This is a genomic window from Pseudomonas sp. Nvir, from assembly GCF_963778085.1.
Classification (GTDB): domain Bacteria; phylum Pseudomonadota; class Gammaproteobacteria; order Pseudomonadales; family Pseudomonadaceae; genus Aquipseudomonas; species Aquipseudomonas juntendi.
Map to the genome: position 1 here is coordinate 5,350,221 of NZ_OY970405.1, position 16,796 is coordinate 5,367,016.

At 64.4% G+C, this 16,796-nt stretch carries 12 protein-coding genes; 7 read left to right on the top strand and 5 right to left on the bottom strand.

Annotated elements, in window-relative coordinates:
• Positions 1-309: 309 nt before the first annotated feature.
• The 7 genes from AACG97_RS25650 (at position 310) to yccS (ending at position 11,562) form a co-directional block, all read left to right on the top strand.
• Positions 310-2,112, top strand: a complete 1,803-nt coding sequence (locus tag AACG97_RS25650) for an acyl-CoA dehydrogenase (protein WP_054881920.1) — start codon at positions 310-312, stop codon at positions 2,110-2,112.
• A gap of 31 nt (positions 2,113-2,143) precedes the next feature.
• Entirely contained in the window at positions 2,144-3,589 is a 1,446-nt protein-coding gene (locus tag AACG97_RS25655; RefSeq protein ID WP_009681361.1) for a TldD/PmbA family protein, read from the top strand.
• Positions 3,586-4,905, top strand: a complete 1,320-nt coding sequence (locus tag AACG97_RS25660) for a TldD/PmbA family protein (RefSeq protein ID WP_225786368.1) — start codon at positions 3,586-3,588, stop codon at positions 4,903-4,905. Before AACG97_RS25655 ends, AACG97_RS25660 begins: the two co-directional genes overlap by 4 nt.
• Positions 4,906-4,961: 56 nt before the next feature.
• Positions 4,962-6,389 (top strand): multidrug transporter subunit MdtD, encoded by a 1,428-nt coding sequence (gene mdtD / locus AACG97_RS25665; protein ID WP_197885122.1) that lies wholly within the window; start codon positions 4,962-4,964, stop codon positions 6,387-6,389.
• Between the two features lie 112 nt (positions 6,390-6,501).
• The gene (gene dbpA, locus AACG97_RS25670) at positions 6,502-7,839 is read left to right on the top strand and encodes an ATP-dependent RNA helicase DbpA (protein WP_232108669.1); all 1,338 of its coding nucleotides are present in this window, start codon (positions 6,502-6,504) and stop codon (positions 7,837-7,839) included.
• A 146-nt stretch (positions 7,840-7,985) separates the two neighbouring features.
• Entirely contained in the window at positions 7,986-9,167 is a 1,182-nt protein-coding gene (locus AACG97_RS25675) for an NAD(P)/FAD-dependent oxidoreductase (RefSeq protein WP_232554972.1), read from the top strand.
• A 211-nt stretch (positions 9,168-9,378) separates the two neighbouring features.
• A complete protein-coding gene (gene yccS, locus AACG97_RS25680; RefSeq protein WP_197886133.1) occupies positions 9,379-11,562 on the top strand; it encodes a YccS family putative transporter in 2,184 nt (727 codons plus the stop codon).
• 49 nt (positions 11,563-11,611) lie between these two features.
• Here yccS and AACG97_RS25685 read toward each other — a convergent pair whose 3' ends face one another.
• From AACG97_RS25685 to fba, 5 genes are all read right to left on the bottom strand, one after another.
• Positions 11,612-12,349 carry a substrate-binding periplasmic protein gene (locus AACG97_RS25685; protein WP_197886134.1) on the bottom strand — a complete coding sequence of 246 codons (738 nt, stop codon included), beginning with the start codon at positions 12,347-12,349 and terminating at the stop codon, positions 11,612-11,614.
• 104 nt (positions 12,350-12,453) lie between these two features.
• On the bottom strand, positions 12,454-12,750 hold the full coding sequence (locus AACG97_RS25690; RefSeq protein ID WP_009681370.1) for a winged helix-turn-helix domain-containing protein: 297 nt from the start codon (positions 12,748-12,750) through the stop codon (positions 12,454-12,456).
• 12 nt (positions 12,751-12,762) lie between these two features.
• The gene (locus tag AACG97_RS25695) at positions 12,763-13,263 is read right to left on the bottom strand and encodes a M48 metallopeptidase family protein (RefSeq protein WP_009681371.1); all 501 of its coding nucleotides are present in this window, start codon (positions 13,261-13,263) and stop codon (positions 12,763-12,765) included.
• A gap of 39 nt (positions 13,264-13,302) precedes the next feature.
• Entirely contained in the window at positions 13,303-15,423 is a 2,121-nt protein-coding gene (locus tag AACG97_RS25700) for a putative bifunctional diguanylate cyclase/phosphodiesterase (RefSeq protein ID WP_009681372.1), read from the bottom strand.
• 248 nt (positions 15,424-15,671) lie between these two features.
• Positions 15,672-16,736, bottom strand: coding sequence for a class II fructose-bisphosphate aldolase (fba, locus tag AACG97_RS25705; protein WP_009681373.1), 1,065 nt, complete (start codon positions 16,734-16,736; stop codon positions 15,672-15,674).
• Positions 16,737-16,796: the final 60 nt, after the last annotated feature.

Genomic DNA, 16,796 nt, shown 5'->3' on the forward strand with positions numbered 1-16,796 from the left:
GCTGACTTACAACCCTACGGCTAATGCCACACCAGTACAGAGATCACTTTGGACGTAGGAAATTTCTGCGACGCACGTAGGTACCAAGACTGATAGCTGCATGCCTTTTGATCTCGTAGGTGCTGGAATGCTTGCTGCGAGAATCTGGTTCCGTTGACGCTCACTCTACCCAGCCCCTTCCCCCGTCAATCAACATCAGACGCTCCAAATACGAGGATCTGTGACTGAACATCATCTGAATCGATCATGGTAGCCAGTCTTATTCGGCCGATCCTAGACTCGCCTCAAGCCCGCTCAAGGACCGCCCCCATGCCCGAGACCCTGCTCAGCCCCCGCAACCTCGCCTTCGAACTCTACGAAGTCCTCGACGCCGAAGCCCTCACCCAGCGCCCACGCTTCGCCGAACACAGCCGCGAAACCTTCGACGCCGCGCTGACCACCGCGCGCACCATCGCCGAGAAGTTCTTCGCCCCGCACAACCGCAAAGCCGATGAAAACGAGCCGCGCTACGTCAACGGCCGCGCCGAGCTGATCCCCGAGGTGAAACCCGCCGTCGACGCGTTCCTGGAGGCCGGTTTCCTCAACGCCAACCGCGACTACGACGCAGGTGGTATGCAACTGCCCAGCCTGGTCTCGCAAGCGTGCTTCGCGCACTTCCAGGCCGCCAACGCCGGCACCACAGCCTACCCGTTCCTGACCATGGGCGCGGCCAACCTGATCGAAAGCTTCGGCACCCAGGAGCAGAAGCGCCTGTTCCTGCAGCCGATGATCGACGGGCGCTTCTTCGGCACCATGGCCCTGACCGAACCCCACGCCGGCTCGTCGCTGGCCGATATCCGCACCCGCGCTGAACCTGCCGGCGACGGCAGCTATCGGCTCAAGGGCAACAAGATCTTCATCTCCGGCGGCGACCACGAGCTGTCGGAAAACATCGTGCACATGGTACTGGCCAAGCTGCCGGACGCCCCGCCTGGGGTGAAGGGCATCTCGCTGTTCATCGTGCCCAAGTACCACGTCAACCCCGACGGCAGCTGCGGTCCGCGCAACGATGTGCTGCTGGCCGGGCTGTTCCACAAGATGGGCTGGCGCGGCACCACCTCCACGGCGCTCAACTTCGGTGACAACGGCCAGTGCGTCGGCTATCTGGTCGGCCAGCCGCATCAAGGCCTGGCCTGCATGTTCCAGATGATGAACGAAGCGCGTATTGGCGTCGGCATGGGCGCGGTGATGCTGGGTTATGCCGGCTACCTGTATTCGCTGGAATACGCCCGCCAGCGCCCGCAGGGCCGCCTGCCGGACAACAAGGACCCGCACAGCAGCGCGGTGCCGATCATTCAGCACACCGATGTGAAACGCATGCTGCTGGCGCAGAAAGCCTACGTCGAAGGCGCCTTCGACCTTGGCCTGTACGCCGCGCGCCTGTTCGACGACACGCAGACCGGCAGTGATGAGAGCGCCCGCAACGAGGCGCAGGAACTGCTCGATCTGCTGACCCCGATCGTCAAGTCCTGGCCCTCGGCGTTCTGCCTCAAGGCCAACGAACTGGCGATCCAGATTCTCGGCGGCCACGGCTATACCCGCGAATACCCGGTGGAGCAGTACTACCGCGACAATCGCCTGAACCCGATCCACGAAGGCACCGAGGGCATCCAGTCGCTCGACCTGCTCGGCCGCAAGCTGGCGCAGAACAATGGCGCCGGCCTCAAGCAACTGCTTCGCCGAATCGCCGCCACCGGCGAGCGCGCAAGCCACCACCCCAACCTCGACCCGCTGCGCCAGCCACTGGAGCAGCTGGTCAATCGCCTGCAAGGGGTCACCCTGACCCTGCTCGGTGACCTGGCCCAGGGTAAAGTCACCGGGGCCCTGGCCAACTCGGCCCTGTACCTGAAGGCCTTCGGCCACTGTGTAATCGGCTGGCGGTGGCTGGAACAGGCAGTCCACGCCGAACTTGGGCTGCTCAAGGCCGACGCTGGCGAGCGCGACTTTTACCTCGGCAAGCTGCAGGCCGCCCGTTATTTCCTGACCTGGGAAGTACCAGGCTGCCATAATGAGCTGGCATTGCTCGAGGCGCGCGACAACACTTGCCTCGCGATGCAGGACGAGTGGTTCTAGGGGGAGCCACCGTGTACACGGAGGCTTGCACATGTTCGATTCCAGCGCCCTGCTGCGCCAGCGCTTTGCCGCGCTGCGCAGCAAGGCCGAGTTGTTTTCCCTGCGCCATGTGAAACAGTCGCACCAGGCGCTTTCGGTTCGCCGCAATGTGGCCGAGCCACCCTCGTTCAGCCAGGACGAGGGCGCGATGCTCACCGTACGGGTCAATGGCGTGGAGGCCTATGCGGCCACCGCCGATCTGTCGCAGGCCGGCCTGCAGCGCGCCCTGGAGCAGGCCGAAGCCCTGGCCCGGCAGATCGCCCGGCATAGTCTGCTGGATCTGCGCGGGCAACCCGTGCCCAGCGCCCGCCACGACCACATCTCGCCCAACTTCGACCAGCCCGTGCCCAGCCTGGCCGACTGCCTTGGCTTGCTCGCCGCGGAATCAGCCAGCGTACCCAAGGACAGCCGCCTGGTGGACTGGCAGGCCAGTCTGGGCCTGAGCCTGGTCGAGCAGACCTACCTGAACTCAGCCGGCGCCGAGCTGCGCCATGCCCAGCGCTTTCTGTTCCCGGGGCTGGGGGTAACTGCCAGCAACGGCCAGGACAGCCAGAGCCGCAGCCTGGGCCGCGACAATTTCGGCCAGCAAGGCGGTTACGAGATCGTTGAGCGTTGTGGCCTGGTGGGCGCCGCCAGCCGGGTCGCCGACGAGGCCCTGCAGTTGCTGCTGGCCCCTAATACGCCCAGTGGCCCGCGCGACCTGCTGTTGATGCCCGACCAGATGATGCTGCAGATTCACGAATCGATCGGCCACCCGCTGGAGATGGACCGCATCCTCGGCGACGAGCGTAACTACGCGGGCACCAGCTTCGTCAAAGCCAGTGACTTCGGCTACCTGCAGTACGGTTCCAGCCTGCTGAACGTGACTTTCGACCCGACCATCGGCGAAGAGCTGGCCAGCTACAGCTTCGATGATGACGGCACTCCGGCCAGCAAGCAGTTCCTGATCCGCGACGGCCTGCTGCTGCGCCCGCTGGGCGGCGCGCTATCGCAGTTCCGCTCCGGCCTGGACGGTGTGGCCAACAGCCGCGCCTGTGGCTGGAACCGCGCGCCGATCGACCGCATGGCCAACCTCAACATCGAGCCGGGCGAGCACTCCCTCGAACAACTGATCGCGGGCATCGAGCACGGCATCCTGATGCGGACCAACCGGTCCTGGTCCATCGACGACGCGCGCAACAAGTTCCAGTTCGGCTGCGAATGGGGCCAACTGATCGAGAACGGCGAGCTCAAGGGCATCGTCAAGAACCCCAACTACCGGGGCATCTCCGCACAGTTCTGGCGCAACCTGGCAGCGGTCGGCGACCGCAGCACCTTCCAGGTACTGGGCACGCCCAACTGCGGCAAGGGCGAACCCAACCAGGTGGTGCGCGTGGGCCACGCCTCGCCGGCCTGCGTGTTCCGCCAGATCGACGTATTCGGAGGCGACGCCTTATGAAACACGCTTTTGAAACCCTGGCCGGGGAGGTGCGCGCCGCCCTGGAAAGTGGCGAGCAGTTTACCCTTGGCTACAGCGCCGAGCAGTCCCAGTTCGTGCGCTTCAACTACGCCAAGGTGCGCCAGGCCGGGCATGTCAGCCAGGCCAGCGCGCAGCTGCGGCTGATCCGCGACGGTCGCCAGGCCGAACAGCAGGTGACCTTGAGTGGCGATGCGCAACTAGACCGCCAACGCTTGGCGGATGCCCTGGCGCAACTGCGCCAGACCCTGCCACTGCTGGCCGTCGACCCTTACCTGCGCCTGGACGAAAGCGCCTGGCACAGCCACAGCCAGCAACAGCAGCCACTACCTGAACTCAGCGATGTGCTGGTGTTGCTCGACCGCGAAGCGGGTGACCTGGACCTGGTCGGCATTTATGCCGCGGGCCCGGTCTGCCGGGGCTTCGCCAGCTCGTTCGGTGCCTTCGGCTGGCACCAGGCCAACAGCTTCAACTTCGACTGGAGCCTGTTCCACGAAAATGGCCAGGCGGTGAAGGCCAACTACGCCGGCCAGGTGTGGAACCCCGACGACTTCACCGCGCGCCTGCGCCAGGCGCGGGAGCAGTTGGGCTTCCTCGGGCGCCCGGCGGTCACCCTCGAACCCGGCAGCTACCGTGCCTACCTGGCCCCGGCGGCGATGGACGAAATCGCCGGCATGCTGTGCTGGGGCGGTTTTTCCGCCCAAGCGCTGGCCACCGGCAATAGCGCCTTGCAGCGCCTGTACAACGGCGATGCACGGCTGAGCCCGCTGGTGAGTTTCACCGAGCAGGTCAGCGGCTCGCTGAGCCCGGCGTTTTCCGACGAAGGCTCACCGCGCCTGGATGTGCCGCTGATCCAGCAAGGCCGGGCGGCGCAACGGCTGATCAGCGCGCGCAGCGCCGCCGAATTCAAGCTGCTGGCCAACGGCGCCGACAGTTACGAGTCGCCCTGCGCACTCAGCCTGGCACCGGGTGGCCTGCCCATGGACGAGGTCTTGCAGCGGCTGGGCACTGGGCTGTACATCAGCAACCTGTGGTACCTCAACTACTCGGACTTGCCAGCAGCGCGCATGACCGGGCTGACCCGGTTCGCCACCTTCTGGGTAGAGAACGGGCAGATCCAGGGGCCGGTGAGCACCATGCGCTTCGATGACAGCCTGTACAGTTTGCTCGGTAGCCAACTGGAGGACCTGACCCAGGAGCGCGAGATGATCCTGTCGACCAGCACCTATGGACAGCGCAGCACCGGGTCGAGTCATTTGCCGGGTGCGCTGGTCAAAGGCCTGACCCTGACATTGTGATTGGACTTGCCGGCCCTTTAGCCGCGAAGAGGCCGGCACTGACAAACGAGGAAGTCATGCCCGAACGCACCCCGCTAGACCCCGCCATCGCCCGCTGGATCCCCTGGGTGGTCGCCATCGCCTTCTTCATGCAGTCCCTGGACGGCACCATCCTCAACACCGCGCTGCCGGCCATGGCCCGCTCGCTGGCCGAAGACCCGCTGCGGATGCAGGGCGTAATCATTGCCTACATGCTCACGGTGGCCCTGCTGATACCCGCCTCGGGCTGGATCGCCGACCGCTTCGGTACCAAGCGCATCTTCTTCAGCGCCATCCTGCTGTTCAGCTTTGGTTCGCTGCTATGCGCCGCCGCCAACAGCCTCGGCTTCCTGATTTTCGCCCGTGTGGTGCAGGGCCTGGGCGGCGCCCTGATGCTGCCGGTCGGGCGGCTGGTGGTGTTGCGCGCCTACCCGCGCAGCGAGCTGGTACGCATCATGAGCTTCATTACCATCCCCGGCCTGCTCGGGCCACTGCTGGGTCCGACGGTGGGCGGATGGCTGGTGGAGATCCTCAGCTGGCACTGGATTTTCCTGCTCAACCTGCCTGTCGGCCTGCTGGGCTGCTACGCCGTCTGGAAGTTCATCCCCGACCTGCGCGGCGCTGAACGCACCCGCTTCGATACCCCTGGCTTCCTGCTGTTCGGCGCCGCGATGGTGCTGATCACCATTGCCATGGAGGGGCTCGGCGAGCTGCACCTGCCGCACCTGCGGGTGATGCTGCTGCTGTTTGCCGGCATGGCGTGCCTGGCCGCCTACTGGCTGCGCGCCGGGCGCGACCCCGAGCCGCTGTTCTCGCCCAGCCTGTTCCGCGTGCGCACCTTCGCCATTGGTATCCTGGGCAACCTGTTCGCGCGCCTGGGCAGCGGCGCCCTGCCATTCCTGGTGCCATTGCTGCTGCAAGTCGCACTGGGCTATTCGCCGGCCCAGGCCGGCATGAGCATGATCCCGCTGGCGGCGGCGGCAATGGTGGCCAAATCCCTTGCCAGGCCGCTGATCGAACGCTTCGGCTACCGCATCATCCTGACCAGCAATACCTTGCTGCTGGGCCTGCTGCTGGCCAGCCTTGGGCTGGTTGACGAGCAGACGTCCTATGCCGTGCTGCTGATCCAGCTGGGGCTGCTGGGCGCGGTCAACTCGATGCAGTTCACGGCAATGAACACGGTAACCCTGATCGACCTCGACGATGCCAGCGCCAGCAGCGGCAACAGCCTGCTATCGGTGGTCGCGCAGCTGGCGCTGAGCCTGGGCGTGGCCTGCGCCGGCGCCCTGCTTGGCGGCTTCACCGCCGCCGGCAGTGCCGAAGGTGTGGACACCACATTGGGCGCCTTCCAGCTGACCTTTGTCACCATCGGCGTGATGGCCATGCTGGCGGCGGCGATCTTCCTGCAGCTGGCACCGACGGACGGAAGGCGTGCCCGTCGTCCGGAACACCACATGGAGTCTTAGGGCGAATGGCCACGAGGCTGGTAGACTATGCGGCATTTTTAGCTTCGCACCGCAGGCCCGCCTCGTGACCACCGAATCCACCGCCTTTGCCACCTTGCCGCTGTCCACTGCCATGCTGGCCAACCTGGACGCCCTTGGCTATGCCGCGATGACACCGATCCAGGCCCAGAGCCTGCCGGTCATCCTCAAGGGCCAGGACCTGATTGCCCAGGCCAAGACCGGCAGCGGCAAGACCGCCGCCTTCGGCATCGGCCTGCTGAACCCGATCAACCCGCGTTACTTCGGCTGCCAGGCCCTGGTGCTGTGCCCGACCCGCGAACTGGCCGACCAGGTCGCCAAGGAACTGCGCCGCCTGGCCCGCGCCGAGGACAACATCAAGATCCTGACCCTGTGCGGTGGTGTCTCGCTGGGCCCGCAGATCGCCTCGCTGGAGCACGGTGCGCACATCATCGTCGGTACGCCTGGGCGCATCCAGCAGCACCTGGACAAAGGCACACTGGTACTCGATGGCCTGAACACCCTGGTGCTCGACGAAGCCGACCGCATGCTCGACATGGGCTTTTTCGATGCCATTGCCAGCATCATCGGCAAAACCCCATCGCGCCGCCAGACCCTGCTGTTCTCGGCCACCTACCCGGCCGGCATCAAGCAACTGGCCGCCGACTTCATGCGTAACCCGCAGCAAGTGAAAGTCGAGAGCCTGCACACCGACAACCAGATCGAGCAGCGCTTCATCGAGATCGACCCAGAGCAGCGCCTGGAGGCGGTGACCCGTGTGCTGGGCCACTATCGCCCGCAGTCGTGCGTGGCGTTCTGCTTCACCAAGCAGCAGTGCGAAGACGTGGTTGCGCACCTGACCGCCAAGGGTATCGTCGCCCAGGCGCTGCACGGCGACCTGGAGCAGCGCGACCGCGACCAGGTTCTGACCATGTTCGCCAACCGCAGCAGCTCGGTGCTGGTGGCCACCGATGTGGCCGCGCGCGGCCTGGACATCGATGGCCTGGACATGGTCATCAACGTCGAGCTGGCGCGCGATGCGGAAATCCACGTGCACCGCGTGGGCCGTACTGGCCGCGCTGGCGAGAAGGGCCTGGCGGTGAGCCTGGTTGCCCCGGCAGAAGGCCACCGCGCCCAGGCCATCGAGCAACTGCAGAAGAGCCCGCTGCGCTGGGACCAGCTCGACAGCCTGAAGAACAAGGGTGGCGAGCCGCTGCTGCCGGTGATGAGCACCCTGTGCATCGCCGCCGGGCGCAAGGACAAGCTGCGCCCGGGCGACATTCTCGGGGCGTTGACCGGTGATGCCGGGATCCCGGGCAAGCAGGTGGGCAAGATCGCGATCTTCGACTTCCAGGCGTTTGTGGCGGTGGAGCGGGCGCTCGCCAAGCAGGCCATGCAGCGCTTGAACAGCGGCAAGATCAAGGGCCGGTCCCTGAAAGTCCGCATCGTCTGACATTTTTGGGGCTGCTTTGCAGCCCATCGCAGGCACGCCAGCTCTCACAGGATCACCACAGGCCTTCAGGCTTGTGCAGTACCTGTGGGAGCTGGCTTGCCTGCGATGGGCCGCACAGCGGCCCCGGCTATCCATGAGGTAACACCGTGCACTCCACCGACGTGATCATCCTCGGCGCCGGCGCCGCCGGCCTGATGTGCGCCCAGCTCAGCGCCCGCCGCGGCCGCCGGGTACTGTTGCTCGACCACGCCAACAAGCCAGGCAAGAAGATCCTCATGTCTGGCGGCGGGCGCTGCAACTTCACCAATATGTACACCGAACCGGCCAACTTCCTCTCGCACAACGCCCATTTCTGCAAATCCGCGCTGGCCCGCTACACGCAATGGGACTTCATCGAGCTGGTGTGCAAGCACGGCGTGGCGTACCACGAGAAGAAGCTCGGCCAGTTGTTCTGCGACAACAAGGCCAGCGACATCCTCGACATGCTGCTGGCCGAATGCGACGAGGCCGGTGCCGAAATCCGCATGCACACCAGCATCGAACAGATCGAAAGAACCGAAAGCGGCTACCTGCTGCAGTCCAGCGGCGGGCAGTTCGCCTGCCAGTCACTGGTGATCGCCACCGGTGGCCTGTCGATCCCGACCCTGGGCGCCACCGGGTTCGGCTACCAGGTCGCGCGCCAGTTTGGCCACACCCTGCTGCCGACCCGCGCCGGGCTGGTGCCGTTCACCATCACCGAGCCACAACTCAAGGCATTGTGCAGCGAGCTGTCCGGCACTTCGCTTGATTGCACGGCCACCTGCAACGGCACCAGCTTCCGCGAAAACCTGCTGTTCACCCACCGTGGCCTGAGTGGCCCGGCAATCCTGCAGATCTCGTCGTTCTGGGAAGCCGGTGACACTGTCGAGATCAACCTGTTGCCCGACCGCGATGCACTCACCTGGCTGCAGCAGATGCAAACCGAGCGCGCCAATGCCGAACTGAAGACCGTGCTGGGCGAAGTGTTCACCCGCAAGCTGGCCAACCTGCTGGCCGAGCAGTGGTTCGAGTCCCGTCCCATGAAGCAGTACACCCCCGCAGAACTGGCGCAGATTGCCGAGAAGCTGGCCAACTGGCAGGTGGTGCCTGCGGGCACCGAGGGCTACCGCACCGCCGAAGTGACCCTGGGCGGCGTGGATACCCGCGAAGTGTCGTCCAAGACCATGGAGTCGCTGAAAAGCCCCGGGCTGTACTTTATTGGGGAAGTGCTGGATGTCACCGGCCACCTGGGTGGTTTCAATTTCCAGTGGGCCTGGGCATCGGCCAACGCCGCAGCGCAGTTCGTGTAGAGTAGAATCCATTCAGCAGCACGGAACGCTTCTTGCTGGCCCGTGCCCAGCGCCGGAATCTGGGCCGCTTCGCGCCCCTTCGCGGGCATGCCCGCTCCCACGGGGTTTTGTGCAGTACCTGTGGGAGCGGGCGCGCCCGCGAAGGGCCGCAAAGCGGCCCCAGTAACCGGTTCTGAAAGGTATTCCTCTGATCACTGCCTAGCAGGCCAACATGTCATCGAGCTCGTTCCGTCAGTCACTGCGTCGCCTGTGGGGCCAAGACAAGTTCAGCTATAGCATCCGGGTCACCATCGCCCTCACCGGCAGCCTGGCCCTGTGCTGGTACCAGAACGAGATGGCCCTGCTGATCCCGCTGTTCCTCGGCATCATCGCCAGCGCGCTGGCCGAAACCGACGACAGCTGGCAGGGCCGCCTCAGCGCCCTGGTCGTCACCCTGGTGTGTTTCGCCATTGCTGCGCTGGCGGTCGAACTGCTGTTCCCCTACCCTTGGTTCTTCGCCATCGCCCTGGCCCTGGCAGCGTTCAGCCTCACCATGCTCGGCGCACTGGGCGAACGCTACGGGGCCATTGCCTCGGCAACCCTGATCACCGCGGTGTACACCATGATCGGCGTAGACCAGCGCGGCGGCCAGGTCACGGATTTCTGGCACGAGCCCATGCTGCTGGTGGCGGGCGCGGCCTGGTACGGGCTGTTATCGGTATTGTGGCAGGCGCTGTTTTCCAACCAGCCGGTCCAGCAGAGCCTGGCCAAGCTGTTCTTCGAGCTGGGCAGCTACCTGAAACTCAAGGCCAGCCTGTTCGAGCCGGTGCGCACCCTCGACGTCGAAGCCACACGCCTGGCCCTGGCCCAGCAGAATGGCAAGGTGGTGGCAGCCCTGAACGCGGCCAAGGAAATCATCCTGCACCGGGTCGGCAACGGCCAGCCAAACTCCAAGGTCAGCCGCTACCTGAAGCTGTATTTCCTGGCCCAGGACATCCACGAGCGGGTCAGTGCCTCGCATTACCCCTACAACGCCCTGACCGAAACGTTCTTCCACAGTGACGTGATGTTCCGCTGTCAGCGCCTGCTGCGCAAACAGGGCGCGTCCTGCCAGGAGCTGGCCCGTTCGATCCGCCTGCGCCAGCCTTTCGTGCTGGCCAGCGGTTATCCCGAGGCCCTCGAAGACCTCAACGCTGCGCTGGAGCACCTGCGCCTGCAAAACAACCCGGCCTGGCGCGGCCTGTTGCGCTCGCTGCGGGCCCTGGCCGCCAACCTGGCCACGCTCGACCGCCTGCTCAGTGCCGCGAGCAACCCCGACAGCCTGGCCGACGCCAGTGACAGCAGCCTGCTCGACCGCTCGCCACGCTCGCTCAAAGACGTGTGGACCCGCCTACGTACCCAGCTGACACCCACGTCGCTGCTGTTCCGGCATGCCTTGCGCCTGCCCTTGGCGCTGTCGATCGGCTACGGCATGGTGCACCTGATCCACCCCACCCAAGGCTATTGGATCATCCTCACCACCCTGTTCGTCTGCCAGCCCAACTACGGTGCGACCCGGCGCAAGCTGGTGCAGCGCATTTTCGGCACGGCCATTGGCCTGACCGTTGGCTGGGCCTTGTTCGACCTGTTCCCCAACCCGCTCATCCAGTCGCTGTTCGCCGTAGTTGCCGGGGTGGTGTTCTTCGTCAACCGCACGACCCGCTACACCCTGGCCACGGCCGCGATCACGCTGATGGTACTGTTCTGCTTCAACCAGATCGGCGACGGCTACGGCCTGTTCCTGCCGCGCCTGTTCGATACCCTGGTGGGCAGCCTGATTGCCATCCTTGCGGTGTTCCTGTTCCTGCCTGACTGGCAGGGGCGGCGCCTGAACAAGGCGCTGGCCAATACCCTGGCCTGTGCCAGCGTGTACTTGCGCCAGATCATGCAGCAGTATGCCCACGGCAAGCGCGACGACCTGGCCTACCGCCTGGCCCGGCGCAATGCCCACAACGCCGACGCGGCGCTGTCCACCACCCTGGCCAACATGCTGATGGAGCCGGGGCATTTCCGTAAGGAGGCCGATGTCGGCTTCCGGTTCCTGGTGCTGTCGCACACCCTGCTCAGCTACCTCTCGGGGCTGGGCGCGCACCGCGATACGGCATTGCCGGCCCAGGCCCAGGAACAGTTGATCGAAGGTGCCGGGCAAAGCCTGGCCAGCAGCCTGGACGAAATCGCCAACGGCCTGGCAGCGCGGCTGCCCGTGGCCATTCACAGCGATGCCGAAGAAGCGCTGGCCAACGCCCTGGAGCAGATGCCGGATGAGCTGGATGAACATCAACGGCTGGTGCAGACACAACTGGCGCTGATCTGCCGGCAGTTGGGGCCATTGCGGACCTTGGCCGCGCACCTGATCAAGGAAGGCAACCCGGGCTGAGGCCTGACCCGGCCTTTACCCACGAAGAGGCCGGTAACGCCACCCAAGCTCAAAAGCCATGCTGGCGCAGCAGCCGGGCATAGCTGCCATCGGCCCTCATCGCTGCGATCGCCTGCTCGAACCGCTCGACAATCCGCGCACGCTCCGGGTGCTTCAGGCTGACCAGGATATGCAGGGTGTTCTCCCCCAGCGGCGGCTCAACCAGCACCACCTCGTCACGCACCTGCTGCGGTTCACGCTGCAGGTTGTAGCGGGCAACGTACTCGTCTTCCACCGCCAGGTCTACTCGCCCTGCTGCGACCATGCGCAGTGCCGAGGAAAAGGTGCGCACCGCCACCTTGTGCAGGCGCGGATCGCCGTCGAACCCAGGGGAATAGGCGTAATCACGCACGACAGCGATGGTGTAGGGGTAAAGGTCCGACTGTTGCCGGTAGCGTATCGCCTGGCCTTTTCGCTGCAGCAAGCGGATACGGTTGGTCAGGTATGGCGTGGAGAACTGCCCGATGCTGGCGCGCGCCTCGTTGTACCAGGCATCGATCAACACGTCGTAGCGCCCTTGCGCAACGCCCTGCAGCGCCCGCGCCCAGGGCACCTCCTCATAGCTGCTGGCGTAGCCGGCACGGGCCAGCGCCGTGGTGACGATGCTGGTCGCCAAGCCACCGCCTGGCAGGTCTACATCGGTGAACGGGGGCCATTTATCCGCCACCAGGCGCAGCTTGCCCTGGCCCAGGGCAGGTGTTGCCAGCAAGATTGCCAGTACTCCCAGCGCACAAAGCAGTGGCCGCATGCTTATGTCCTTTTGCCATGGAGGGCACACACTGCGGGTGAGGTTACACAAACGCACTGCCGGGGGCAGCGGCCAATAGTGTCATTTTGCCTCTATTTTTGGCCTCAAGGGTAACCCAGCACGTCGCGGACCTGTCGCAGATGCTGGCTGATCCACTGTTTGTCGACCGCGCCCCAGTCACGAATACGGTAATGCCCGGCGTGGTTGCGCGCGCCTTCCTGTTGCTCGAACTCGCAAACGATGTCCAGGTCGGCCAGCGCGGCGATGGTGTCCTGGGCGGTGCGCCGCGGCATACCGGTGGCTTCCACCAGGGCCGGCACGCTGGTCGCGGTGCGGCTGTCGATCAGCCAGGCTACGTACAGGCGCCGGTAGAAGCTGCTTTTGGTCTTGCTCACGTCCATGCTGCATGTTCCTCAGAGGTTGCCCGGCAGTTCCCGGTAGGTCAGGTAGACGCGCAGGTCGAATTCCAGTTGGTGATAATCGGGCTCCATGTGCTGGCAGAGCTGGTAGAAGGCCTTGTTGTGGTCGCGCTCGCGCAAGTGCGCCAGCTCATGCACCACGATCATGCGCAAGAACTGCGGTGCGGCCTCCTTGAACAGCGAGGCAATACGGATTTCCTTTTTGGCCTTGAGCTTGCCGCCCTGCACCCGCGACACCGCGGTGTTCAGGCCGAGCGCGCGGTGGGTCAGGTCGAGCCGGCTATCGAACAACACCTTGTCCAGGCCCGGCGCACTGCGCAGGTACTGCTGGCGCAGCTCCTGGGCATAGCCGTACAGCGCCTTGTCGCTTTGCACATCATGGCGCCCGGGGTAGCGGCGCTGCAGGTACTCGCCCAGGCGGTCGCTGTCGATCATCTTGCGCACCTGCTCTTGCAGGTGCGGCGGGTAGGCTTGCAGGTAACGTAATACGGTCATGGCAGTGCATTCGGCGTAACGAATGCCGATTCTAGCCAATCATGGCGCTGGCCAGGAGAAAATCACCGGGAAGCGGGTAGCGTCCGAGGCGGTCATGGGGTGGGCCACCAGGAACCCCTGCACATACTCGCAACCATTGGCGTTGAGCCAGGCTGCCTGGGCCGGGGTTTCCACGCCCTCGGCAATGACCGTGATGCCGTAGTCGGCGCACAAGCTGATGACACTGCGCACCAAGGCGGTATCCACTGCCGTATCAGGCAAGCGTGCCACCAGGTGGCGATCCAGCTTCAGGGTATCGATCGGCAGGTCCCGCAGCATGCGCAGTGAACAGTCGCCGGCGCCAAAGTCATCCAGCGCCACCCGTACGCCCAGCTCGCGCAGGCGATGGATCTGTTTCACCGCCGCATCGATGTTGTACATCAGCGAGGTCTCTGCAACCTCGACCTCCAGTTGCGCCGGGTCCAACTGGTAAAAATGGATCACCCGCTGCAGTTCTTCGACCAGCCCGGGCATGACAAACTGCGCACGGCTCAGGCTGATGCCCAGCACCAGGTCTGCGGGAAAGTGCTGGTACCAGGCATGGCGTTGGGCCGCGCCCTGGCGGTAGATCCAGCTGGCCAGCCGGTTGATCAGCCGGGCTTCCTCGAGCAGAGGAATGAACAGGCCTGGCGGCACATCGCCGACGCTCGGGTGCTGCCAGCGCAACAAGGCCTCGAAACCCCGCAGGCGGCCATCGATGAAGCTGACTTGCGGCTGGTACACCAGGGTGAAGTCCTGTTGCTCGATGGCGGTGCGCACGCTGTCTTCGAGCATCAGTCGCGAACGCGCCCGCCCGTTGAGTTCCTGGTCGTAAAAGCGGTACTGCTGGCGCCCGGCCTGCTTGGCGGCATACATCGCCGCATCGGCTGCGCGCAGCAGGCCTTCGACATTGGCACCGCATTCCGGATAGGTGGCAATACCAATGCTCACCCCAAGGCACACATCCAGGCCGTCCACTTCATGGCGGATGGACACCCGCTCCAGCAGCCGCTCGGCATAACGCCCAGCCTGCTCCGGGTAAGGCAGGCTGTCGAACAGCGCGGTGAATTCATCGCCGCCCATGCGCGCCAGCAAGGCCTCGCTGCCCAGGCAGTCCTTGAGTTGCTCGGCGACCCAGCGCAGCACGCGGTCACCGGCGTCATGGCCAAGGGTGTCGTTGATGCGCTTGAAGCCGTCCAGGTCCATGTACATCAGCGCCTGGGCCTTGTCCGAGCGCTCGTTGCGCAACAGAGCGCCCTCGGCCGCCTGGTAGAAACCGCGGCGGTTCAGCAGGCCGGTCAGCGGGTCGGTAACGGCCTGGTACTCCAGTTGCTGGTGCAGGTTGCGCACTGCCGACATGTCCAGCACGGTCACCACCATGGCCTGCTGGTCGGCTGGCAACGGCGCGCACGACAATGCCACCGGAACAAGCTCGCCGGCCAGCGTGCGCAGTTGCGCGTCGTGCACGCGGTAGATTTCTTGCCCCAGGTAAGCACGGTAGAACTCCGATTCAAGCCATGGGCAGGCAGCGGGAAGCTGCACCAGGTCGAGCAGTTGGGCACCCTGAATATGCTGCACGGGGGCCGCCAGCAAGCGGGATATGGCCGGGTTGGCAAAGCTGATCACGCCCTGTGCGTCCACCACCAGAATGCCTTCGGCGGCGTTCTCCAGAATCGACCCATTGAACGCCCTGGCGGCTTCCAGCTCCCGGGTCAGGCGCTGCAGCATGCGCCGGTTGCGCTGCTGGTCGAGCAAGGCCTGGACTTTGGGCTTGAGAACCTTGGGGTCGAACGGTTTGAACATGTAGTCCACGGCGCCGCTGGCGTAGCCTTTGAGCACGGCCGCTTCGGACTGTTCGTTGGCGGTCAGGAAAATGATCGGTGTCAGCCGCGTACGTTGGCTGCCGCGCATCAGCCGGGCAACTTCAAAGCCGTCCATCTCCGGCATTTGCACGTCCAGCAGTACCAGGTCGACATCATGCTCCAGCAAGGTGCTGAGGGCCTCCATCCCCGAACCGGCTGTTAACACCTGCCAATCTTGCCGGGCCAGCAAAGCCCGCATGCTGATGAGGTTTTCGGGGTAATCGTCTACCACCAGAAGAACCGAACTGCCATCCAGTGGCTGAGGGTAAGCGCCATCCATGCTGCTTCTCTTGTATGTCCAACTACGACTTGCTATTGGCTCCGAGCTTAACTCTAGCCGTGGCTACGAAAGACGCAATGCAAGGCATGGCAATAAGCCATGGACGAAGAAATTAGTCGACTAACGGTAGCTTTGCAACATGACTGTGAGCCTGATGCCGGGGGCCGCCAAATCGCTCCCAAGGCCTGAATGCCAAGCAAAAAAAACCCGCATTTCTGCGGGTCTTTCTATAACGCTCAACGGTTCGATCAGTTGACCTTGGCCGCCAGCTCGCCTTTGGCATAGCGCTGGAACATGCCTTCCAGGGAGATCGGCTTGATCTTCGAGGCATTGCCTGCAGTGCCAAACGCTTCGTAACGGGCGATGCACACATCACGCATGGCCTTCACGGTTTCAGCGAAGAACTTGCGAGGGTCGAACTCGCTCGGGTGCATGGCCATGTGGCGGCGCATGGCACCGGTGGAAGCCAGGCGCAGGTCGGTGTCGATGTTGACCTTGCGCACGCCGTACTTGATGCCTTCGACGATTTCTTCAACCGGTACGCCGTAGGTTTCCTTGATCTCGCCACCGTACTGGTTGATGATCGCCAGCCACTCCTGCGGTACCGACGAGGAGCCGTGCATCACCAAGTGGGTATTGGGGATGCGCTTGTGGATTTCCTTGATACGCTCGATGGCCAGGATGTCACCGGTTGGCGGCTTGGTGAACTTGTAGGCACCGTGGCTGGTACCAATGGCGATGGCCAATGCATCGACCTGGGTCTTCTTGACGAAATCAGCGGCTTCTTCCGGGTCGGTCAGCATCTGGCTGTGGTCCAGAACACCTTCGGCACCGATACCGTCTTCTTCACCGGCCATGCCGGTTTCCAGCGAACCCAGGCAGCCCAGCTCGCCTTCTACCGAAACGCCACAGGCGTGCGCCATGGCCACGGTCTGCTGGGTGACACGCACGTTGTATTCGTAGTCGGTCGGGGTCTTGCCGTCTTCGCCCAGCGAGCCGTCCATCATGACCGAGCTGAAGCCCAGCTGGATCGAGCGCTGGCAGACATCAGGGCTGGTGCCATGGTCCTGGTGCATGCACACCGGAATGTGCGGGAATTCTTCGATGGCAGCCAGGATCAGGTGGCGCAGGAACGGGGCGCCGGCGTATTTGCGGGCACCGGCCGAGGCCTGCACGATCACCGGGGAGTCGGTCTTGTCGGCCGCTTCCATGATGGCGCGCATCTGCTCGAGGTTGTTGACGTTGAAAGCTGGTACGCCGTAACCGAACTCGGCGGCGTGGTCCAGCATCTGGCGCATGCTAATGAGTGCCATTGTGTATCTCTCTCCCGACAAGCGTCGTATGTTTCGTGCAAGCCTGCCGCAGGGGCGGTT

Bases quoted from the DNA above. Each gene is read 5' to 3' on its own strand.
- AACG97_RS25650 (WP_054881920.1), top strand. From the start codon at position 310: ATGCCCGAGACCCTGCTCAGCCCCCGCAACCTCGCCTTCGAACTCTAC.
- AACG97_RS25655 (WP_009681361.1), top strand. From the start codon at position 2,144: ATGTTCGATTCCAGCGCCCTGCTGCGCCAGCGCTTTGCCGCGCTGCGC.
- AACG97_RS25660 (WP_225786368.1), top strand. From the start codon at position 3,586: ATGAAACACGCTTTTGAAACCCTGGCCGGGGAGGTGCGCGCCGCCCTG.
- mdtD (WP_197885122.1), top strand. From the start codon at position 4,962: ATGCCCGAACGCACCCCGCTAGACCCCGCCATCGCCCGCTGGATCCCC.
- dbpA (WP_232108669.1), top strand. From the start codon at position 6,502: ATGCTGGCCAACCTGGACGCCCTTGGCTATGCCGCGATGACACCGATC.
- yccS (WP_197886133.1), top strand. From the start codon at position 9,379: ATGTCATCGAGCTCGTTCCGTCAGTCACTGCGTCGCCTGTGGGGCCAA.
- AACG97_RS25685 (WP_197886134.1), bottom strand. From the start codon at position 12,349: ATGCGGCCACTGCTTTGTGCGCTGGGAGTACTGGCAATCTTGCTGGCA.
- AACG97_RS25690 (WP_009681370.1), bottom strand. From the start codon at position 12,750: ATGGACGTGAGCAAGACCAAAAGCAGCTTCTACCGGCGCCTGTACGTA.
- AACG97_RS25695 (WP_009681371.1), bottom strand. From the start codon at position 13,263: ATGACCGTATTACGTTACCTGCAAGCCTACCCGCCGCACCTGCAAGAG.
- AACG97_RS25700 (WP_009681372.1), bottom strand. From the start codon at position 15,423: ATGGATGGCGCTTACCCTCAGCCACTGGATGGCAGTTCGGTTCTTCTG.
- fba (WP_009681373.1), bottom strand. From the start codon at position 16,736: ATGGCACTCATTAGCATGCGCCAGATGCTGGACCACGCCGCCGAGTTC.